11 protein-coding genes are annotated in these 16,769 nt (G+C 65.1%); 6 read left to right on the top strand and 5 right to left on the bottom strand.

All coding sequences use genetic code 11. The features are described from left to right. Positions 1–8: 8 nt before the first annotated feature. Positions 9–1,367: a serine hydrolase gene (locus G4G31_RS08195; protein ID WP_182990999.1), complete on the bottom strand. Its 1,359-nt coding sequence runs from the start codon at positions 1,365–1,367 to the stop codon at positions 9–11. 249 nt (positions 1,368–1,616) lie between these two features. On the opposite strand from G4G31_RS08195, the gene G4G31_RS08190 reads away from it, so the two are divergent. Both G4G31_RS08190 and G4G31_RS08185 read left to right on the top strand, forming a co-directional pair. After that, on the top strand, positions 1,617–3,422 hold the full coding sequence (locus G4G31_RS08190) for a DUF885 domain-containing protein (protein ID WP_182990998.1): 1,806 nt from the start codon (positions 1,617–1,619) through the stop codon (positions 3,420–3,422). A gap of 368 nt (positions 3,423–3,790) precedes the next feature. Beyond that, positions 3,791–4,210: a hypothetical protein gene (locus G4G31_RS08185; RefSeq protein ID WP_182990997.1), complete on the top strand. Its 420-nt coding sequence runs from the start codon at positions 3,791–3,793 to the stop codon at positions 4,208–4,210. Positions 4,211–4,356: 146 nt separating this feature from the next. On the opposite strand, the gene G4G31_RS08180 is transcribed toward G4G31_RS08185, so the two are convergent. The 3 genes from G4G31_RS08180 to G4G31_RS08170 all read right to left on the bottom strand — a co-directional run bounded on the left by G4G31_RS08180 (position 4,357) and on the right by G4G31_RS08170 (position 7,093). Continuing rightward, positions 4,357–4,650, bottom strand: a complete 294-nt coding sequence (locus G4G31_RS08180) for an antibiotic biosynthesis monooxygenase (RefSeq protein WP_182991716.1) — start codon at positions 4,648–4,650, stop codon at positions 4,357–4,359. Positions 4,651–5,227: 577 nt separating this feature from the next. Then, a complete protein-coding gene (locus G4G31_RS08175) occupies positions 5,228–5,860 on the bottom strand; it encodes a hypothetical protein (RefSeq protein WP_182990996.1) in 633 nt (210 codons plus the stop codon). 126 nt (positions 5,861–5,986) lie between these two features. Continuing rightward, on the bottom strand, positions 5,987–7,093 hold the full coding sequence (locus G4G31_RS08170; protein WP_182990995.1) for an S-(hydroxymethyl)glutathione dehydrogenase/class III alcohol dehydrogenase: 1,107 nt from the start codon (positions 7,091–7,093) through the stop codon (positions 5,987–5,989). Between the two features lie 352 nt (positions 7,094–7,445). Here G4G31_RS08170 and G4G31_RS08165 point away from each other — a divergent pair, with 352 nt between their 5' ends. The 4 genes from G4G31_RS08165 to G4G31_RS08150 all read left to right on the top strand — a co-directional run bounded on the left by G4G31_RS08165 (position 7,446) and on the right by G4G31_RS08150 (position 15,988). Beyond that, on the top strand, positions 7,446–9,011 hold the full coding sequence (locus tag G4G31_RS08165) for a S8 family serine peptidase (RefSeq protein ID WP_182990994.1): 1,566 nt from the start codon (positions 7,446–7,448) through the stop codon (positions 9,009–9,011). 226 nt (positions 9,012–9,237) lie between these two features. Next, positions 9,238–10,797 carry a S8 family serine peptidase gene (locus G4G31_RS08160; RefSeq protein WP_182990993.1) on the top strand — a complete coding sequence of 520 codons (1,560 nt, stop codon included), beginning with the start codon at positions 9,238–9,240 and terminating at the stop codon, positions 10,795–10,797. A gap of 456 nt (positions 10,798–11,253) precedes the next feature. Continuing rightward, a complete protein-coding gene (locus G4G31_RS08155; RefSeq protein ID WP_182990992.1) occupies positions 11,254–12,816 on the top strand; it encodes a S8 family serine peptidase in 1,563 nt (520 codons plus the stop codon). Between the two features lie 415 nt (positions 12,817–13,231). Beyond that, positions 13,232–15,988 carry an EAL domain-containing protein gene (locus G4G31_RS08150; protein ID WP_182990991.1) on the top strand — a complete coding sequence of 919 codons (2,757 nt, stop codon included), beginning with the start codon at positions 13,232–13,234 and terminating at the stop codon, positions 15,986–15,988. 93 nt (positions 15,989–16,081) lie between these two features. Here the strand turns inward: G4G31_RS08150 and G4G31_RS08145 are convergent, their stop codons facing one another. Next, positions 16,082–16,747: a two pore domain potassium channel family protein gene (locus G4G31_RS08145; RefSeq protein ID WP_182990990.1), complete on the bottom strand. Its 666-nt coding sequence runs from the start codon at positions 16,745–16,747 to the stop codon at positions 16,082–16,084. Between the last annotated feature and the right edge of the window lie 22 nt (positions 16,748–16,769).

The following is a 16,769-nucleotide window of genomic DNA, read 5'->3' as shown; positions in this document are numbered from 1 at the left end:
GCTGGCCCTCAGTCCGGGAACACGCCGATCGCCTCGACTTCGCCGGCCTTGTTCACGGCAAAGCGCATGACTGCCGTATCGTGCTCGCCACGCAGGCGGTAGGCATACTGGCGCAAGTTGTCCTTGGCCTTGCGCTCGATCGGCTCGATTGTGCCGATCTTGCCGAACTCGCCCATGTCCTGGGCGACCATGGCCATGAACTCCGGCGTGAACTGCTTGCGCGCCGCTTTCGACAGGCGCGGCGGCGCCACCCCACGTTCGAAGTGCGTCACGATGTCGCGAGCGTGTGCGTTGGCTTCCGGGTCGGTATCGGGCAGTACCGGGGGCACCAGGCCGGGCAGGTAGTGGGCCGCCACCAGGCTGGCGATCTTTTCCGCCGGCGCCGAACTCGAATTGCCCAGCACGACCACGGTCAGGCGGTCGTCGACGAAGCGGCTGAACTGGCTGCGAAAGCCCTGCCACAAGCCGTTGTGGGCGATACGCCGGTGCCCGTTCACCGGTGCCAGGTCCCAGCCGAAGCCATACGGGAAGCTGCCGCCGTCCTTCAGCCTGACCGGTGTCCAGCTCGCTTCCCTGGCGGCGGCATCGAGGATCTTGTCGTCATACAGTGCCAGGTCCCACAAGGCCAGGTCGCGCGCCGTCAGGTACAGGCTGCCGTCGGCGGTGCGGTTCATCGTCGGCGACACCCATTCCTGGTTCGTCAACTGGCCATCGCGCCATTCGTAACCGGCGGCCCGGTGCGGCACGATGTCGCGCTCGCTGATGATGCGCGTGCTCATGCCGAGCGGGGCGAAGATGCGTTCGCGCAGCTGGTCGCCATAGAACTTGCCGCCTGCCCGGTTGCAGATATAGCCCAGCAGGTGGTAGCCGGTATTGCTGTACTCCCATCTGGCGCCCGGCTGGAAACGCAAGGGCATGGAGGCCGCCAGCGCGATCATCCGGGTGTCCGTGTAATCCTTGCGCAGGTCGACCTTCTTCTCCGGGTCGCCCACGCCGGAAGTATGCGTCAGCAGGTGGCGCACCGTGATCGCGCTCCATGACTTCGGGGTATGCGGGAGGTAGCGCGCAATCGGCGCGTCGAGCTGCAGCTTTCCATCTCTGGCCAACAACATGACAAGCGCGGCGGTGAACTGCTTGCCCACCGAGCCGGACTGGAACAGGGTGTCGGGCCCCACCGGCACCTGGTGTTCGACATTCGCCAGGCCATAGCCCTGTTCGCGAATGATTTTGCCATCACGCACGACCGCCAGGCTGAGCCCGGGCGTATGGGTGCGCTGCATGTAGGCGTTGACGATGTCATCCACTTCATCGGCGTTTGCCTGCGTGCATAGGGCAAGCAAGGACAATACAAGGGCCAACAAACGCATGGAGCTTCCTTTCTATGGTAATTTTGATTACCGAACTCTAGCATTAAACTTACTATAACGTAGCAAACATTTTTGCCAAATCGTTTGTTAGGGCTTGGCTGGCGGATGGACTCTACTCCCCGGGCATGCTTGCGAATTCACAAATACTTTCCTAAAAAGGGCATACTCATGCACGCGGCCGCCACGCGCCGCGCTGCCGGTACGCCGCGCGTCCGGCCCTGTCCCTACGCCCCGACCAAAGGGAAACGCATGCTGCCCGCCCGTCCCCGCACCCTTCCCTTCAGCCGTACCCTCGTCGCCGGCCTGCTGGCCGCCGCGCTGTCCTTGCCCGCCTTCGCCGCCGAACCGGCCTGGGTCACGAAGAGCAACACGAACGCCAAAGTGCTGCTGAACGTGATGGCCAGGTATTCGCCCGAGGAGGCCAGCACGCTCGGGGTGGACGGCTTCGACGAACAGATCACCGACCTGTCGCGCGACCAGTTCGACGCCATCAACCGCGATACGCGCGCGGCCGTCGCCGAACTGCAGAAGCGCCTGCGCAGCGAGACCGACCCGAAGGTGAAGCAGGATTTGCAGATCCTGATCGACAAGGCGCAAGACCAGATGAAGAGCGCGGCGCTCGAGCGCAAGTACTTCATGCCCTTCACTGACCTGACACGCATGATGTTCGGCGTCGTGCGCGCCACGCTCGATCCGCGCATTCCGAAAGAGCGCCAGCAGGCGCTGCTGGTCCGGCTCGACAAGTACACGGGACAAGCCAAGGGCTACCGCCCGGTGACGGAACTGGCGCAGGAACGCCTGCAGGAGCGCCTGAAGGCGAACAAGAACCTGATCGGGCCCTACAAGGGCGAAGTCGAACAGGCGCTGAACGACGGCCCGACCCTGATCAAGGGCATGCGCGAACTGTTCGCCAAGAGCGAACTGAAGGGCTGGGAAAGCCGTGTCGACCTGCTGGAAAAGCAGCTGACCGCCTACAACGCGCGCCTGAAGACGGAGATGCTGCCGCGCGCCCGTAGCGACCACCGCCTGCCGCCGGAAGTGTATGCCGACAACCTGAAAAACTTCGGTGTCGACATCAGCCCGCAGGAGCTGATCGCCAAGTCGCTGACCTCGTTCGCCGAGATCCGCAACCAGATGCAGATCACGGCCAATCTGATCGCGAAGGAACGCGGCTTCAAGAATGCCGACTACCGCGCCGTCATGCTCGAGCTGAAAAAACAGCAGATCCCGACCGAACAGGTGATGCCGCTGTATGCCGACCGCCTGGCCGCGCTCGAGGGCGTGGCGCGCTCCCAGCGCATCGTCACCCTGCCAGAGCGCAAGGCCGTGATCCGCCTGGCCTCGATGGCCGAGAACGCGGCCCAGCCGGCGCCGCACATGAGCCCACCGCGCCTGATCGGCAACACCGGAGAATATGGCGAGTTCGTGCTGACCACCGGCATGCCGCCGGACGCCAGCGGCAAGCGCCTGGTGTTCGACGACTTCACCCACCAGTCGGGCACCTGGTCGATCACGGCGCACGAAGCGCGTCCCGGCCACGAACTGCAGTTCGCCAAGATGATCGAAACCGGCGTGTCGACCGCGCGCGCCGTGTTCGCTTTCAACAGCGTCAACGTCGAAGGCTGGGCGCTGTATGCCGAGGCCGAAGTGCAGCCCTACGAGCCGCTCGACGGCCAGCTGTTCGCGCTGCAGGCCCGCGCAATGCGCGCCGCCCGCGCCTTCCTCGACCCGATGGTCAACCTGGGCGAGATCACCCCGGACGGCGTGAAGAGCTTCCTGATGAACGACGTCGGCCTGTCCGAAGGCATGGCGACCCAGGAAATGCAGCGCTACACCTTCCGCGCGCCGGGCCAGGCGACTTCCTACTTCTACGGCTACCAGCGCCTGATGGAAACGCGCCAGGCAGCGGAAGTCGCACTGCGCGAAAAATTCGACCGCCAGAAATTCAACGACTTCGTGCTGGCCCAGGGCCTGGTGCCGCCGAAGCTGTTGCGCAAGGCGGTGATGGAGGAATTCGTTCCGTCGCTGCTGGGTACGCATTCCGCCCAGCGCTGAGGCCGGGCTGGTCCCCAGCCCGGTGGTGATCGCTGACGTCGGTATCAGCGCTCACTAACCGGCATCATGCGTCGAAAGGCCGGGATGCCATGTGTCCCGGCCTTTTGTTTTGCCGGCTGCCGGGACGCCGGCATGATACGAAACGGGAGGCCATGCCGCCATTTCCGTGTCATGTCCGTTTGATCTGCTTTTTCCGAAACCGAGACTGTTTCGTGATGTCGTCCCTTCCTGGCTTGTACTGGCCATCAAGCGACCTAGACTGAGGAACCCGCGATCCGCTCTGCCCGCTTCGCGGCACTCGTCGAGACCCGGCCCGCCCTGGGCGCGCCGGAAGTGACAGCGTCCTCCTGCTCTGTAAAGGAATCATCATGCGTCCCCTTCCTCTTCTGCTTTCCGCCTCGCTCCTCGGGCTGGCCTTCGGTGCCGGCGCCCAGGATCTCCCCTATCCGCGTGAAATGGCACCGGTGTCGACCGTGCAGGTGACGGCGCCCATCAAGCCGGTCTGGCTCACGACAGAGCAGGAAGAGAATGTGGGGGGAGCCTATGCCATGTCGAATGGCTGGCGCCTGAACGTGGAGACCAGTACAGACCACATCAATGCGCGCATCGATAACCAGCGCCCGCTTCGACTGGTCGCGGTCTCGCCGGACAAATTCGTTTCACGGGACGGCAACGTGACCATGGAATTCAACCGTGGCAGCTCCGGCACGGACATGGTGATGAGCTATGTGCCGAACCCGCTGCTGGGCCAGGTCATCGTGATCTCGTCGACACTGGCGCAACGCTGAGGCCGGTGGGTTCCCCGCCCGGTAGCGCGGGCTGGCAGCCAGATGATCGGTCCAGGTTGTCGGTGCCGACAACGATCGCTGTGTGGGCGCGGGGCGCCCACCCTACGTGGCGACGCCGGCGTCCTTGCGAACGGTGGTTGGCACGTTCATCCACTCCCGCCTGCGCGGCTGTACGGCGGCACCTGTTCCCTGTCGTGCATCCCGTAGTCGCGCACGACATGGGCGATGCGCAGCCGGTAGCCCGCGAACAATTCGGTGCGCCCTGCTCGTTGCGCGGCGCGATGCGCGTCCAGCCGGCGCCAGCGCGCGACCGCCTCCTCGTCGCGGAAGAAGGAGAGCGACAGCACTTTCGCAGGGTCGCTCAGGCGCTGGAAGCGCTCGATCGATACGAATCCGTCGATTTCTTCCAGCCGAGGTCTCAGTTGGGCGGCAATGTCCAGGTAGCGTTGCCGGCCATCGGCATACGAAACGGTTCTCGGCGCCGCCCGCGCCCTCGTCCAGCAGCACCGCTACCCGCGCCACGCACTGCGGTCGCGTCCTGCGTGACCGCATCCAGGGCCCCGTTTGAGCGCCGCCTTGTGCGCCGTGTGGTGCTCGCCATCGTTCATGCGTGCGAGCGCGTCGGTGGTGGCGGAGGTGAGCCCGTCGACGGCGAGCGCGCACCTGTTACGACCACATGGCCGGTAGACTGGCGGTGACGCTGCACGACGACTTCGTCGAGCAGGATTGGCTGGGTGTGGATGCGAACGGAAACCATGCCTTGTCGGCCGCAGGCGAGACACAGTTCATGGAAGCCGGCATCGATGTGGAAGGCTTGCGCCGGCAGCGGCGCCGCCTCGCCTGTTCCTGCCTGGACTGGAGCGAGCGCCGTCCGCACCGGGCGGTGCGCTGGGTGCCGCGCTGCTGCGCCTGGCGCTGCGGAAGGGCTGGGTGGCACAGGATCTCGACAGCCGCACTCTGGCCGTGTCGCCGGACGGACGGCGGCGCATGCTGGCCGCCTTCCGGCTGGGTGGGTCGTCAGCTGCGCAGCGGCAGCGGCCTGGCCGTGCCTTTGCTGAGCGCATCGCGGATTTCGACGCGCATGGCGCGTTCGGCCTTGTCCTGTTCGCGCTCCATCTCCTTGCCCAGCTCTTCCATTTTCTTGCCGGCCGCTTCCATCGGCTTGCCCGCCGCTTCCATTTCCTTGCCGAGTGCTTCCATCTTGTCGCCGTCGAAGGTGATGGCCGCCAGCGCCATCTTCGCGCCGATCGAGCCCATGGCGGCGCCGTGGCGGCCCATTTCGGCGCCCTGCCCGCCCATGCGCGCGCCGATCGCCTCCAGCGGCGCCCAGGCCGCGAGCACGCGCCCCATCGTGGCCGGGTCCTGCACGACGTATTCCTTGCCGCCGTCGCGGAACCAGAGGAAGTCGCCCTTGATGCTGCGCCTGAGTTCCTTGATGCGCGCGCTATCGGCGCGCTCGCCCGCCACCACGTCGTCCTTGCCGCGCACCACGGCGTAGGGTGCGCCGCCGTCGCTGGCCTGCAGGCTGCGGCTCACGTGGATGCCTTCGCCCGCCTGGACCGGCAGCAGGGGCAGCGCGCAGGCGGCGGCCAGGGCGCACAGCAGCAGCGGGCGCTTGAGGGAAAGTGAGGCGCGGTGGGTGTCTTGCATGATCTTCTCCAGGACGGTTGTCGATGGAAGAAGAGTAAGACAGGGGACTGGCGCCTGCCCCCGCTGTGCGACAAACGGTCGCTTTCGCGGGACAGGCCGTCAGTGCGACTTGAAAAGCGGCGTAAGTCAGTAGACCACGACGGAGCGGATCGACTCACCCGACTTCATCAGGTCGAAGCCCTCGTTGATGCGCTCGAGCGGCAGGTGGTGGGTGATCAGGTCGTCGATGTTGATCTTGTTTTCCATGTACCAGTCGACGATCTTCGGCACGTCGGTGCGGCCGCGCGCGCCGCCGAAAGCGGAACCCTTCCACTCGCGTCCCGTCACCAGCTGGAACGGACGGGTCGAGATCTCGGCGCCCGCTTCGGCCACGCCGATGATGATCGACTGGCCCCAGCCCTTGTGGCAGCATTCCAGCGCCTGGCGCATGGTGTTGACGTTGCCGATGCATTCAAAGGAATAGTCGGCGCCGCCGTCGGTGATCTGGACGATCGTGTCCACCACGTTCTGCACTTCCTTGGGGTTGACGAAATGGGTCATGCCGAACTTGCGCGCCATGCTTTCCCGCGCCGGGTTGATGTCGACGCCGATGATCTTGTCGGCACCGACCATTTTTGCTGCCTGGATCACGTTCAGGCCGATTCCGCCCAGGCCGAACACGACGACATTCGCACCCGCCTCCACCTTGGCCGTGAAGATCACGGCGCCGATGCCGGTGGTGACGCCGCAACCGATGTAGCAGATCTTGTCGAAGGGCGCGTCGGAGCGCACCTTGGCCAGCGCGATCTCGGGAACCACGATGTAGTTCGAGAAGGTCGAGGTGCCCATGTAGTGGAACAGCGGCTGGCCGTCCAGCGAAAAGCGCGAGGTGGCGTCCGGCATCAGGCCACGGCCCTGCGTGGAGCGGATCGCCTGGCACAGGTTGGTCTTTTGCGACAGGCAGAATTTGCACTGGCGGCATTCCGGGGTGTAGAGGGGGATGACGTGGTCGTCCTTCTTCACGCTGGTCACGCCCGGCCCGACGTCGACCACCACGCCCGCGCCTTCATGGCCGAGGATGGCGGGAAACAGGCCTTCCGGATCGGCACCCGAGAGCGTGTAGTAATCGGTATGGCAGATGCCGGTCGCCTTGACTTCGACGAGCACCTCGCCGACACGCGGGCCGTCGAGATCGACTTCTTCGATACTCAAGGGCTGGCCCGCCTTCCATGCAATCGCTGCCTTGGTTTTCATGTGGGATTTCCTGTGACATGGGATGGATGGACGCGGCACGGCGCCGCGCGAGTTTGCCATCATACCAAGCCGGAACGATCCCTGCAGTCTTGCCCGCAAGGCAAGAATTGCTGCATTTGCACAAATGTCAGGGCCAAAAATATAGCACCTTTTTTGTTGTCGAACTGTTTTCCAATCGTGCGCGACCGCAACATTGCAACATCGCCGCGCACGATTGGGTTTCAATTGCACGTACATATGTTTCGTGCCTAAACTGGCTCAGCCGTGCTTACGGCGAAAGACGCACTACATAAACGTGCACGCGATGAAAAAATCGCGGCATACCTATAGGCTTTTATACGGAGAAGTCACCATGGTTCAACGTTTCACTCGCGCTTCACAAACCCTCAGCCTGTGCCTGATCGCGGCTGCCACCAGCATCGTCTGCGGCACCGCCAGCGCGGCCCCGGCCGACACCACCCGCGTCATCGTCAGCTTCAAGCCGGGCGCCAAGGCGGCCATGAAGTCGCTGGCCTCGACCCTGCAAGGCACCGTGAAACATGAGATCTTCGGCGCCAACGCCGTCGCCATGGAAGTGCCGCGCACCGCGCTGAAAGGCCTGGAGAACAATCCGAACGTCGAATTCATCGAAGAAGACGTGAAGCGCTATCCGTTGGCCCTGGCGACGCCCTCCACCGGCACCCCCTACGCCACCGGCCAGCTGGTCCCCTACGGCATCAAGATGGTGCAGGCCGACCAGCTGAGCGACTCGGCCGCCGCGAACCGCAAGGTCTGCATCATCGATTCGGGCATCGACCAGAAGCACGAAGACCTGTCGGGCAACAACCTGACCGGCGAGTACGACTCCGGCACCGGCTGGTGGTACACCGACGAGAACCACCACGGCACCCACGTCGCCGGTACCATCGCCGGCATCAACAACAGCGGCACCGGCGTCGTCGGCGTCAACCCGAACAAGCAGCTGAAACTGCACATCGTGAAGGTGTTCGGTGCCGACGGCTGGGCCTATTCCTCGACCCTGGCCACCGCCGCCAACAAGTGCAAGGCGGCCGGTGCCAACGTGGTGTCGATGTCGCTGGGCGGCCCGACCAAGAGCCTGACCGAGCAGCGCGCCTTCGATTCGCTGGCCTCGGCCGGCATCCTCTCCATCGCCGCCGCCGGCAATGACGGCAATACCAAAGTCTCCTACCCGGCCGGCTACACCAGCGTGGTCTCGGTCGGCGCTGTCGACGAGAACAAGGCCTGGGCCACCTTCTCGCAGTACAACAGCAAGGTCGAGCTGGCCGGCCCTGGCGTCGGCGTGCTGTCGACCGTTCCAATGGGCGCGGGCCAGGAAGCCGTCCTGACGGTCGGCTCGAGCACCTACGCCCCGGGCGCCATGGAAGGCTCGCCGGTGAAGACCGCGACCGCGCCGCTGGCCGACTTCGGCATCGGCGACAAGGTCAACACCGCGGTCTCGGGCAAGGTCTGCCTGATCGCCCGCGGCACCGTCGACTTCGCGGTCAAGGTGCAGAACTGCCAGAACAGCGGCGGCGTCGGCGCCGTGGTGTACAACAACGTGGCAGGCGCATTCGGCGGCACGCTGGGCACCACGGTCACCAGCATCCCGTCGGTCACCGCCACCGACGTCGAGGGCACGGCCATGAAGTCCCAGCTGGGCCAGAGCGCCACCGTCGGCATCAAGGCATCGAACTACGCCTACTACGACGGCACCTCGATGGCGACGCCGCACGTGTCGGCCGTTGCTGCCCTGGTGTGGAGCTACTTCCCGACCTGTACCGCCGCCCAGATCCGTACCTCGCTCGGCAAGAGCGCGCTGGACCTCGGCACCGCCGGCCGCGACACCAAGTACGGCTTCGGCCTGGTCCAGGCGAAAGCCGCCTACGACCGCATCAAGTCGCTGGGCTGCGGCATGTAAGCGGGTGTCATCGGGAAGCCTCGCAGGCTGGCCGCCGTCAAGCAGTCAGTATTGTCAGGTAACCAACAGGGCCGGGATTCTGTAGCTTACAGGTCCCGGCCCTTTTTTACTCCGTGAGAGCGCGATCGGCATTGCCGGTGGCGGGAAGAAGGGAGTGGCCGGGACACACCCAGCGCACGCGACGCGCCAAGGCGCGGCGTTCGATCAGCCCACCCATGGAGAACCAATGGTCCAACACTTCCAGCACGCACCGGCAAGCCTGCGCCTGTGCCTCGCCGCCGCCGCTGCCGCCCTCCTGTGCAGTTCCGCCCACGCCGCCGATACCACCCGTGTCATCGTCGGCTTCAAGCCTGGCGCGAAGATGGCGATGAAGAGCGCCCTCGGCGGCGCCGCGGCAACGGCCGCGCGCCCCATCTTCGGCACCGACGCCGTCGCCATGGAAGTGCCGCGCAGCGCGGTGCGCAGCCTGCAGGACAACCCCGACGTCGAGTTCGTGGAAGAAGACGCGAAGCGCTATCCCTTCGCCCTGGCGACGCCCTCGACCGGCACCCCGTATGCGACTGGCCAGCAGGTGCCCTACGGGGTCAAGCTGGTCCAGGCCGATCAACTGAGCGATGCGTTCGCCGGCAACCGCAAGGTCTGCATCATCGATTCCGGCTTCGACCGCCGCCACGAAGACCTCATCCGCAACCACGTCAGCGGCGAATACGACGAGGGCACCGGCTGGTGGTACACCGACGAAAACAACCACGGCACCCACGTGGCCGGCACCATCGCCGCCGTCAACAACAGCGGCAAGGGCGTGGTCGGCGTCAACCCCAACAGCCAGCTCAAGCTGCACATCGTGAAGGTCTTCGGCGCCGATGGCTGGGCCTATTCCTCGGACCTGGCCACGGCGGCCAACAAGTGCAAGGCGGCCGGCGCCAACGTGGTCAGCATGTCGCTGGGCGGCGGGACGCCAACCCTTACCGAACGGCGCGCCTTCGACGGCCTGGCCGCAGCCAGCATCCTCAGCTTCGCGGCTGCCGGCAACGATGGCAATACGACCGTGTCGTATCCGGCTGGCTACCCGAGCGTGGTGTCGGTCGGCGCGCTCGACGAAAACCGCCAATGGGCCAGCTTCTCGCAGTACAACAGCAAGGTCGAGCTGGCCGGTCCCGGCGTATCGGTGCTCTCCACCGTGCCGATGGGCCGCGGCCTGGACACGGTGCTGAGCGTGGGCGCCACGGGCTATACCTCGAGCAGCCTGACCGGCGCGCCGATCAAGGTGGCGACCGCGCCGCTGGCGGACTTCGGCATCGGCGACAAGCTCGACCCGGCCATGGCGGGCAAGATCTGCCTGATCGGGCGCGGCAGCATCACCTTCGGCCTGAAAGTCCTGAACTGCCAGAACAGCGGCGGCGTTGGCGCCGTCATCTACAACAACGTGCCGGGCGCGATCAACGGCACCCTGGGCGAGGTCGTCACCACCATTGCCTCGGTGAGCACCACCGATACCGACGGCGCGGCCTTGAGGACCCGGCTGGGCCAGGAGGCGACGGTAGGAACGAAGCGCAGCAACTACGCCTACTTCAACGGCACCTCGATGGCGACGCCGCATGTGGCGGCCGTGGCGGCACTGGTCTGGAGCCACTTCCCGACCTGTAGCGCGGCGCAGATCCGCGCGTCGCTGGACAAGAGCGCGCTCGACCTGGGCACGGCGGGGCGCGATCCGCAATACGGCTTCGGCCTGGTGCAGGCCAGGGCGGCCTACGAGCGCATCAAGTCGCTGGGCTGCGGCATGTAAGCACCGTCATGCGCTGCCGGCCGCGTTCCACGCGCGCCGGCTTGCCAGGCGATCGGGCCAGGACCTGTCTTGCACAGGCCTGGCCCGATTGTTTTTGTGACGTGGGTCAGGGAAGGCCTTATGCGCCACGGATATCGAAGCGTGCGAGCCGCGCGCTGCAACATGGTCAGGGGTCCGGCAGCGACGTCGAGAAGCGGCCCGGCGCTTGCTGAAATTGTTGCGTATGCACAATCGAGAGGGCGAAAAATATAACATGCACTTCGGAAAATTTGTAAATCTCCTTTAGCAAGCGTGCAACATTGCAACACGCGCCACGCACGTTTGGACTGTCATTTGCTCAGCTGTATGGTTGCGCCTACACTGGCTCAGCCGTTCTACACGGCAATCGTTTTTCAAAAAACGTGCATGCGACCGAAGAAATCGCGGCATTTAACAGGTTTATATACGGAGAATTAGATGGTTCAGAAATCGAAGCACGCCCTTACCACCCTCAAGCTGTGCGTGGCCGCCATCGCGGCCGGCGTGTTCTGCAATGCCCATGCCGCAGCACCGGACACCACCCGTGTCATCGTCGCCTTCAAGCCAGGCAGCGCCGCCGCCCTCAAAGGCGTGGTCAAGGCCGCCAGGGGTTCGGTCAAGCACGAAATCTTTGGCACGAACGCCATGGCCATTGAAGTGCCACTGGTTGCGCTGAAAGGCCTGGAAAACAACCCGAACGTGGAGTACATCGAGCCAGACGTGATCCGCCGTCCGTTCGCGCTGACCAGCCCGTCGACCGGCACGCCCTACACCGCGGGCCAACTGGTCCCTTACGGCATCAAGCAAGTCCAGGCCGACCTGCTGAGCGACGCCAACGTCGGCAACCGCAAGGTCTGCATCATCGACTCCGGCTACAACCGCGACCACGAAGACCTGACCGGCAACGTCGTCACCGGCGAATACGATGCCGGCACCGGCTGGTGGTACACCGACGAAAACCACCACGGCACCCACGTTGCCGGCACCATCGCCGGGGTCAACAACAGCGGCGTCGGCGTGGTCGGCGTCAACCCGAACAAGCGCCTGAAGCTGCATATCGTGAAGGTCTTCGGCGCCGACGGCTGGGCCTACTCGTCGACCCTGGCCTCGGCCGCCAACAAGTGCGGCGCGGCCGGCGCGAACGTGATCAGCATGTCGCTGGGCGGCGGCGGATCGAGCACCACCGAAAGGAATGCATTCGATGCGCTCCAGGCCAAGGGCGTGCTGAACATCGCCGCCGCAGGTAACGACGGCAACACCGTGGTGTCCTACCCGGCCGGCTACAGCAGCGTGATGATGGTTGGCGCCGTCGACGAGAACAAGCAGTGGGCGAGCTTCTCGCAGTACAACAGCAAGGTCGAAATCGCCGGTCCCGGCGTCGGCGTCCTGTCGACCGTGCCGATGGGCAGCGGCAGCGAAGGCGTGCTGAAAGTCGGCACCACCACCTACGTCCCGGGCGCGATGGAAGGCTCGCCGGTGAAGACCGCGACTGCTGCGCTGGCCGACTTCGGCATCGGCGACAAGGTCAACACGGCCGTTTCCGGCAAGGTCTGCCTGATCGCCCGCGGCACGGTCGACTTCGCGACCAAGGTCTCGAATTGCCAGAGCAGCGGCGGCGTCGGCGCGGTGGTGTACAACAACGTGGCCGGTGCCTTCGGCGCGACCCTCGGCACCACCGTGACCAGCATCCCGTCGGTCACCGCGACCGATGTCGATGGCGCATCGATGAAGACCAAGCTGGGCCAGAGCGCCACTGTCGGCGTGAAGGCAACCAACTATGCCTACTTCGATGGCACCTCGATGGCCACCCCGCACGTGTCGGCCGTCGCCGCACTGGTGTGGAGCTACTTCCCGACCTGCACGGGCGCGCAGATCCGTACCTCGCTGACCGCCAGCGCCCAGGACCTGGGCACCGCCGGCCGCGACACCAAGTACGGCTATGGCCTGGTGCAAGCCAAGGCTGCCTACGACCGTATCAAGTCGCTGGGCTGCGGTAAGTAATCGACGCCTTCGGGTGAAAAAAAGGGACGCTTCGGCGTCCTTTTTTTTGCCTCGCGGTAGGGTAGGCGGCTCGGCCCTGCCCTGTGCGTCGACGTTGCATCCGCGCCGCCTGCGCGTTCAATCAGTGCATGAACCGCCAGGCAGATGAGCTCGGCCACTATCGAAGTTGCCATTCTCTATTTACAGACCTGTCACGCCTACCGCTTCTTCAGTTGCAACAGAACCACAAACAAGAGGCAGGCTTACTGGAATGTTGCCGCATGGAACTAGCGATGCTATCGTCCACGGTCGGCCGTGCATGCGTACACAGTACGCAAGCGCTCGGCCTCCTGTCCTGACCTGACTTTTTTCCGATTCCATATCAAGCATGTGAGCAAGGCGCCAGTGCCTGGCTCACGACACGAAGCCGCCCAACATGATCCGCGAACGCAGCTCGACCCAAGAACCGCTTCTTCACCTCGCATGGTCCATCGATGCCGAGGGCCTGTGCGAAGCGCCGCTGGCGTGGTGCCCGGGACTGCTGCCGGACATGGCGGGCATGCCGCTGCCTGCCTGGCTGGCAACGGTCGCCGTGACAGACGGTCCTGCGCTCGCGCGCGAACTCGATGGCGTGCTGGCGCGGCGGCAAGCCTTCGAATGCCAGCTCGAGATTGCCTGCGGCGATGGCCGCCAGCGGCACGGCCTGATCACGGCCCTGCCCCGGCAACAGGATGGCGGATACGCGTGCACGCTGGTGGACGTGACGGGACGACAGGTAGCGCTGGATGGAGCGACACGCGATGCGGCTACCCTGCGGCTCATGGTCGACAACGCGACCGACCTCGTGGCCTTCTGCGACCTGGACGGGCGTTACATCGACATTTCCTCGTCCTTCACACGCAACCTCGGCTGGACAAGGGAACAATTGATCGGGCAACCGGCGATCGATTTCGTGCATCCGGACGACCATGCCCATGCCAACGACGACATGCGGCGCATCCTGGCCGGCGAACCGCGGCCGGATGCGATCGAACTGCGCAAGCGCGACACGCAGGGCCAGTATCGCGCGCTGGCATCGAAGACGCGCATGGTGATCGATCCGGTGACGGGCGACTGCCTGGGCGCCGTGTTCGTGTCGCGCGATATCACGCGCGAAAACGAGATGCTGCGGCGCCTCGAGCGCATGGCCGAACACAACCTCACCCTGATCGAGAGCATCGACGACGGCTTTTTCTCCGTCAACTCGTCGTGGGAAATCGTGTATGCGAATAACCGCGCGGCAGCCTTCGTCGGTGTCGACCGCGACGCGGCGCTCGGCAAGGTCGTGTGGGACGTTGCCCCGGGCCTGGCCGAGTCGGTGGTCGGCCAGAACCTGGTCAAGGCCATGGCAAGCCGCGAAAGCATCAGCTTCGAAACCTTCTATGAACCGGTCGGTGTCTGGGTCAGCGAGCGCATCTATGCGCACGAAGAAGGCCTGTCGGTGTTTTTCCACGACATTTCCGATCGTGTGGCGCGCGAACAGCAGATCCGCGACAGCGAACGGCGCTTTCGCGAAACGATCCAGATCACGCCGGCCGGCTACATGCTCCTCAACGGCGACGGCATCGTCGAAGACATCAATCCGGCACTGTGCCAGCTCTCCGGCTACTCGCGCGAGGAACTGGTCGGCAAGCCCGTAGCGGCCATCCTGGTTGCCGGCGACGCCAGCCCGGCGCTCAACGTCCGCTGCACCGGTCATCGCGAACGTGCACTCGAGACCGTGCTCCTGCACCGCCAGGGCCACCATGTCGTCGCCCTGGTGAACCAGACCGTCGAGCTCGATGCGCAGGGCGAGGCACGGTCGCTGACAGCCTTCATCATCGACATTACCGAGCGCAAGCGCGCCGAGGCGCGGCTGGAAGAACTGGCCACGCGCGACACGCTGACGGGCCTGCCGAACCGGAACTGGATCAACCGCCGCGTATCGAGCATGCTCGACCAGGGCCAGGGTGGGACGACGGTGTTCTTCATCGACCTGAACCGCTTCAAGGAAGTCAACGATTCAATGGGCCACGCCACCGGCGACCGGCTGCTGCAACAGGTGGGCAGGCGCCTGCAATCGTGCATGCGGCCGGGCGACGTCGTGGCGCGGCTGGGCGGTGACGAATTCGTCGTGGCAGCGAGCTGCATGGGCCGCGAGGCCGCGACCGCCATTGCGCGGCGCCTGCTCGCCACGATGGATATGCCTTTCGTTGCGGACGGCATGGAAATGCGCGTGGGGGCGTCGATCGGCATCAGCCTGGCCGGGGGCGAGGACACGTCGACCGACGAGCTGTTCCAGAAGGCAGACACGGCCATGTACAAGGCCAAGGCGCAGGGCGACGGCTCCTTCCAGTTTTTTGAGCCGGAAATGAGCCTGGAGGCGAAGCGCCGCCTGCAGCTCGAGGCGGCACTGCACCGGGCGCTGGAGCAGAACCAGTTTGCGGTGCACTACCAGCCGCGCGTCGACCTGCGCTCGCTGCGCACGCTCGGCGTCGAAGCGCTGCTGCGCTGGGACCATCCCGAATTCGGCCGCGTGGCGCCGCTGGAATTCATCCCGCTGGCCGAGGAGCGCGGCCAGATCGAAACCATCGGCCGCTGGGTACTCGGCGCGGCCTGCCGCGACGTCCAGCAGATCAACGAGCAGTTCGGCCTGCACCTGCACGTTTCCGTCAACGTCTCGGCGCGCCAGTTGCGCTCGCCGGACCTGATCGGCCACGTGCGCACCGCACTGGCCGAATCCGGCTTGCCGGCAGGCGCACTGGAACTGGAATTGACGGAAAGCGCGCTGATCGAGGACCTCGACCAGTCGGTGGAAGTGCTCAGGGGCCTCAAAGCCTTGGGCGTGCGCCTCTCGATCGACGATTTCGGCACCGGCTACTCGAGCCTGTCCTACCTGAAACGCCTGCCCATCGACGTGCTGAAGCTGGACCGCTCCTTCATCTCCGACAACCCGGCCGGCGACGGTTTCGTGGGGGCGCTGATCGACATGGCCCACGTGCTCGACCTGTCCGTGGTGGCCGAAGGGATCGAAACCGACGAGGTGGTGGAGACCCTGCGCGAAGCCTTGTGCGACGAAGGCCAGGGCTACCTGTTCGCGCGGCCGATGCCGCTGGCCGAGCTGGAGGCATTCCTGGTGCGCGAGTACACCGGCATGCCGGTTGGCGAAGAGTAGGACTGACGCGGCTGCTCGTATGACGGTTGAACGCGTGGGCGGCATTGACCTCGTCGTCGATCCGCCATCGCGGATACAGCCGCCCACCCTACATTACTTATTCGGCTGCATCGTCAGGCCGATCAGGCGCGCCACCACGGCGGCAAGATACATCAGGCCGACGAACATCTCGATGCTGGCGAGCGAGCGCGCGTGCACGGTAAGCGGGATGACGTCGCCGATGCCGGTGCTCGAGAGCAGTGCGAAGCTGAGGTAATTCAGTTCGCTCCAGGTGCGCGGCAGCTCGGGGTGCACCGCGGCGCCGTAGGAGCCAGGCGCCAGCGCCTGCACCAGCAGGTAGAGGTGGGTAAAGGCCCAGGCCAGCAGCGTGAAGGTGGCGCCGGCGGCGAACAGTTCGTCGGTGGTCACGTGCCGGTCTTCCAGCATGTAGGCGATCAGCGAGCCGGCGGCATAGAAATAGAAGATCACTTCCAGTCCGGATGACCAGGCGCGCAGCTGCGGCAGGTCGTAGAGCATCTGCGCGATCAGCAGGGCAATGATCGGCACCGCCAGCATCACGCTGATGCGCGTCAGCCCGGGCGTGCGCCGTACCATGTTGGTAGTCAGCGTCAGGATGACGATGCCGAAGGCGTTCAGGGTCACGTGGCCGGCGGCCGTGTGCTCGACAAACGGGTACAGCACCATCGCGAGCAACTGCACCATCAAGAGGATGGCGGAAGGATGGCGGCGGGTGCGATTGAACAGGTGTAGCAGGTGCATCGAAATGTTCTCGGTAGGTGCA

Origin of the sequence: Massilia sp. Se16.2.3 (genome assembly GCF_014171595.1) — a bacterium.
Lineage (GTDB): Bacteria > Pseudomonadota > Gammaproteobacteria > Burkholderiales > Burkholderiaceae_D > Telluria.
This window is presented reverse-complemented; position numbering and strand designations above follow the sequence as displayed.

Coding starts and splice junctions, on each gene's coding strand:
- G4G31_RS08145 (WP_182990990.1), bottom strand. CDS start 16,747: ATGCACCTGCTACACCTGTTCAATCGCACCCGCCGCCATCCTTCCGCC.
- G4G31_RS08165 (WP_182990994.1), top strand. CDS start 7,446: ATGGTTCAACGTTTCACTCGCGCTTCACAAACCCTCAGCCTGTGCCTG.
- G4G31_RS08160 (WP_182990993.1), top strand. CDS start 9,238: ATGGTCCAACACTTCCAGCACGCACCGGCAAGCCTGCGCCTGTGCCTC.
- G4G31_RS08155 (WP_182990992.1), top strand. CDS start 11,254: ATGGTTCAGAAATCGAAGCACGCCCTTACCACCCTCAAGCTGTGCGTG.
- G4G31_RS08190 (WP_182990998.1), top strand. CDS start 1,617: ATGCTGCCCGCCCGTCCCCGCACCCTTCCCTTCAGCCGTACCCTCGTC.
- G4G31_RS08185 (WP_182990997.1), top strand. CDS start 3,791: ATGCGTCCCCTTCCTCTTCTGCTTTCCGCCTCGCTCCTCGGGCTGGCC.
- G4G31_RS08150 (WP_182990991.1), top strand. CDS start 13,232: ATGATCCGCGAACGCAGCTCGACCCAAGAACCGCTTCTTCACCTCGCA.
- G4G31_RS08175 (WP_182990996.1), bottom strand. CDS start 5,860: ATGCAAGACACCCACCGCGCCTCACTTTCCCTCAAGCGCCCGCTGCTG.
- G4G31_RS08195 (WP_182990999.1), bottom strand. CDS start 1,367: ATGCGTTTGTTGGCCCTTGTATTGTCCTTGCTTGCCCTATGCACGCAG.
- G4G31_RS08170 (WP_182990995.1), bottom strand. CDS start 7,093: ATGAAAACCAAGGCAGCGATTGCATGGAAGGCGGGCCAGCCCTTGAGT.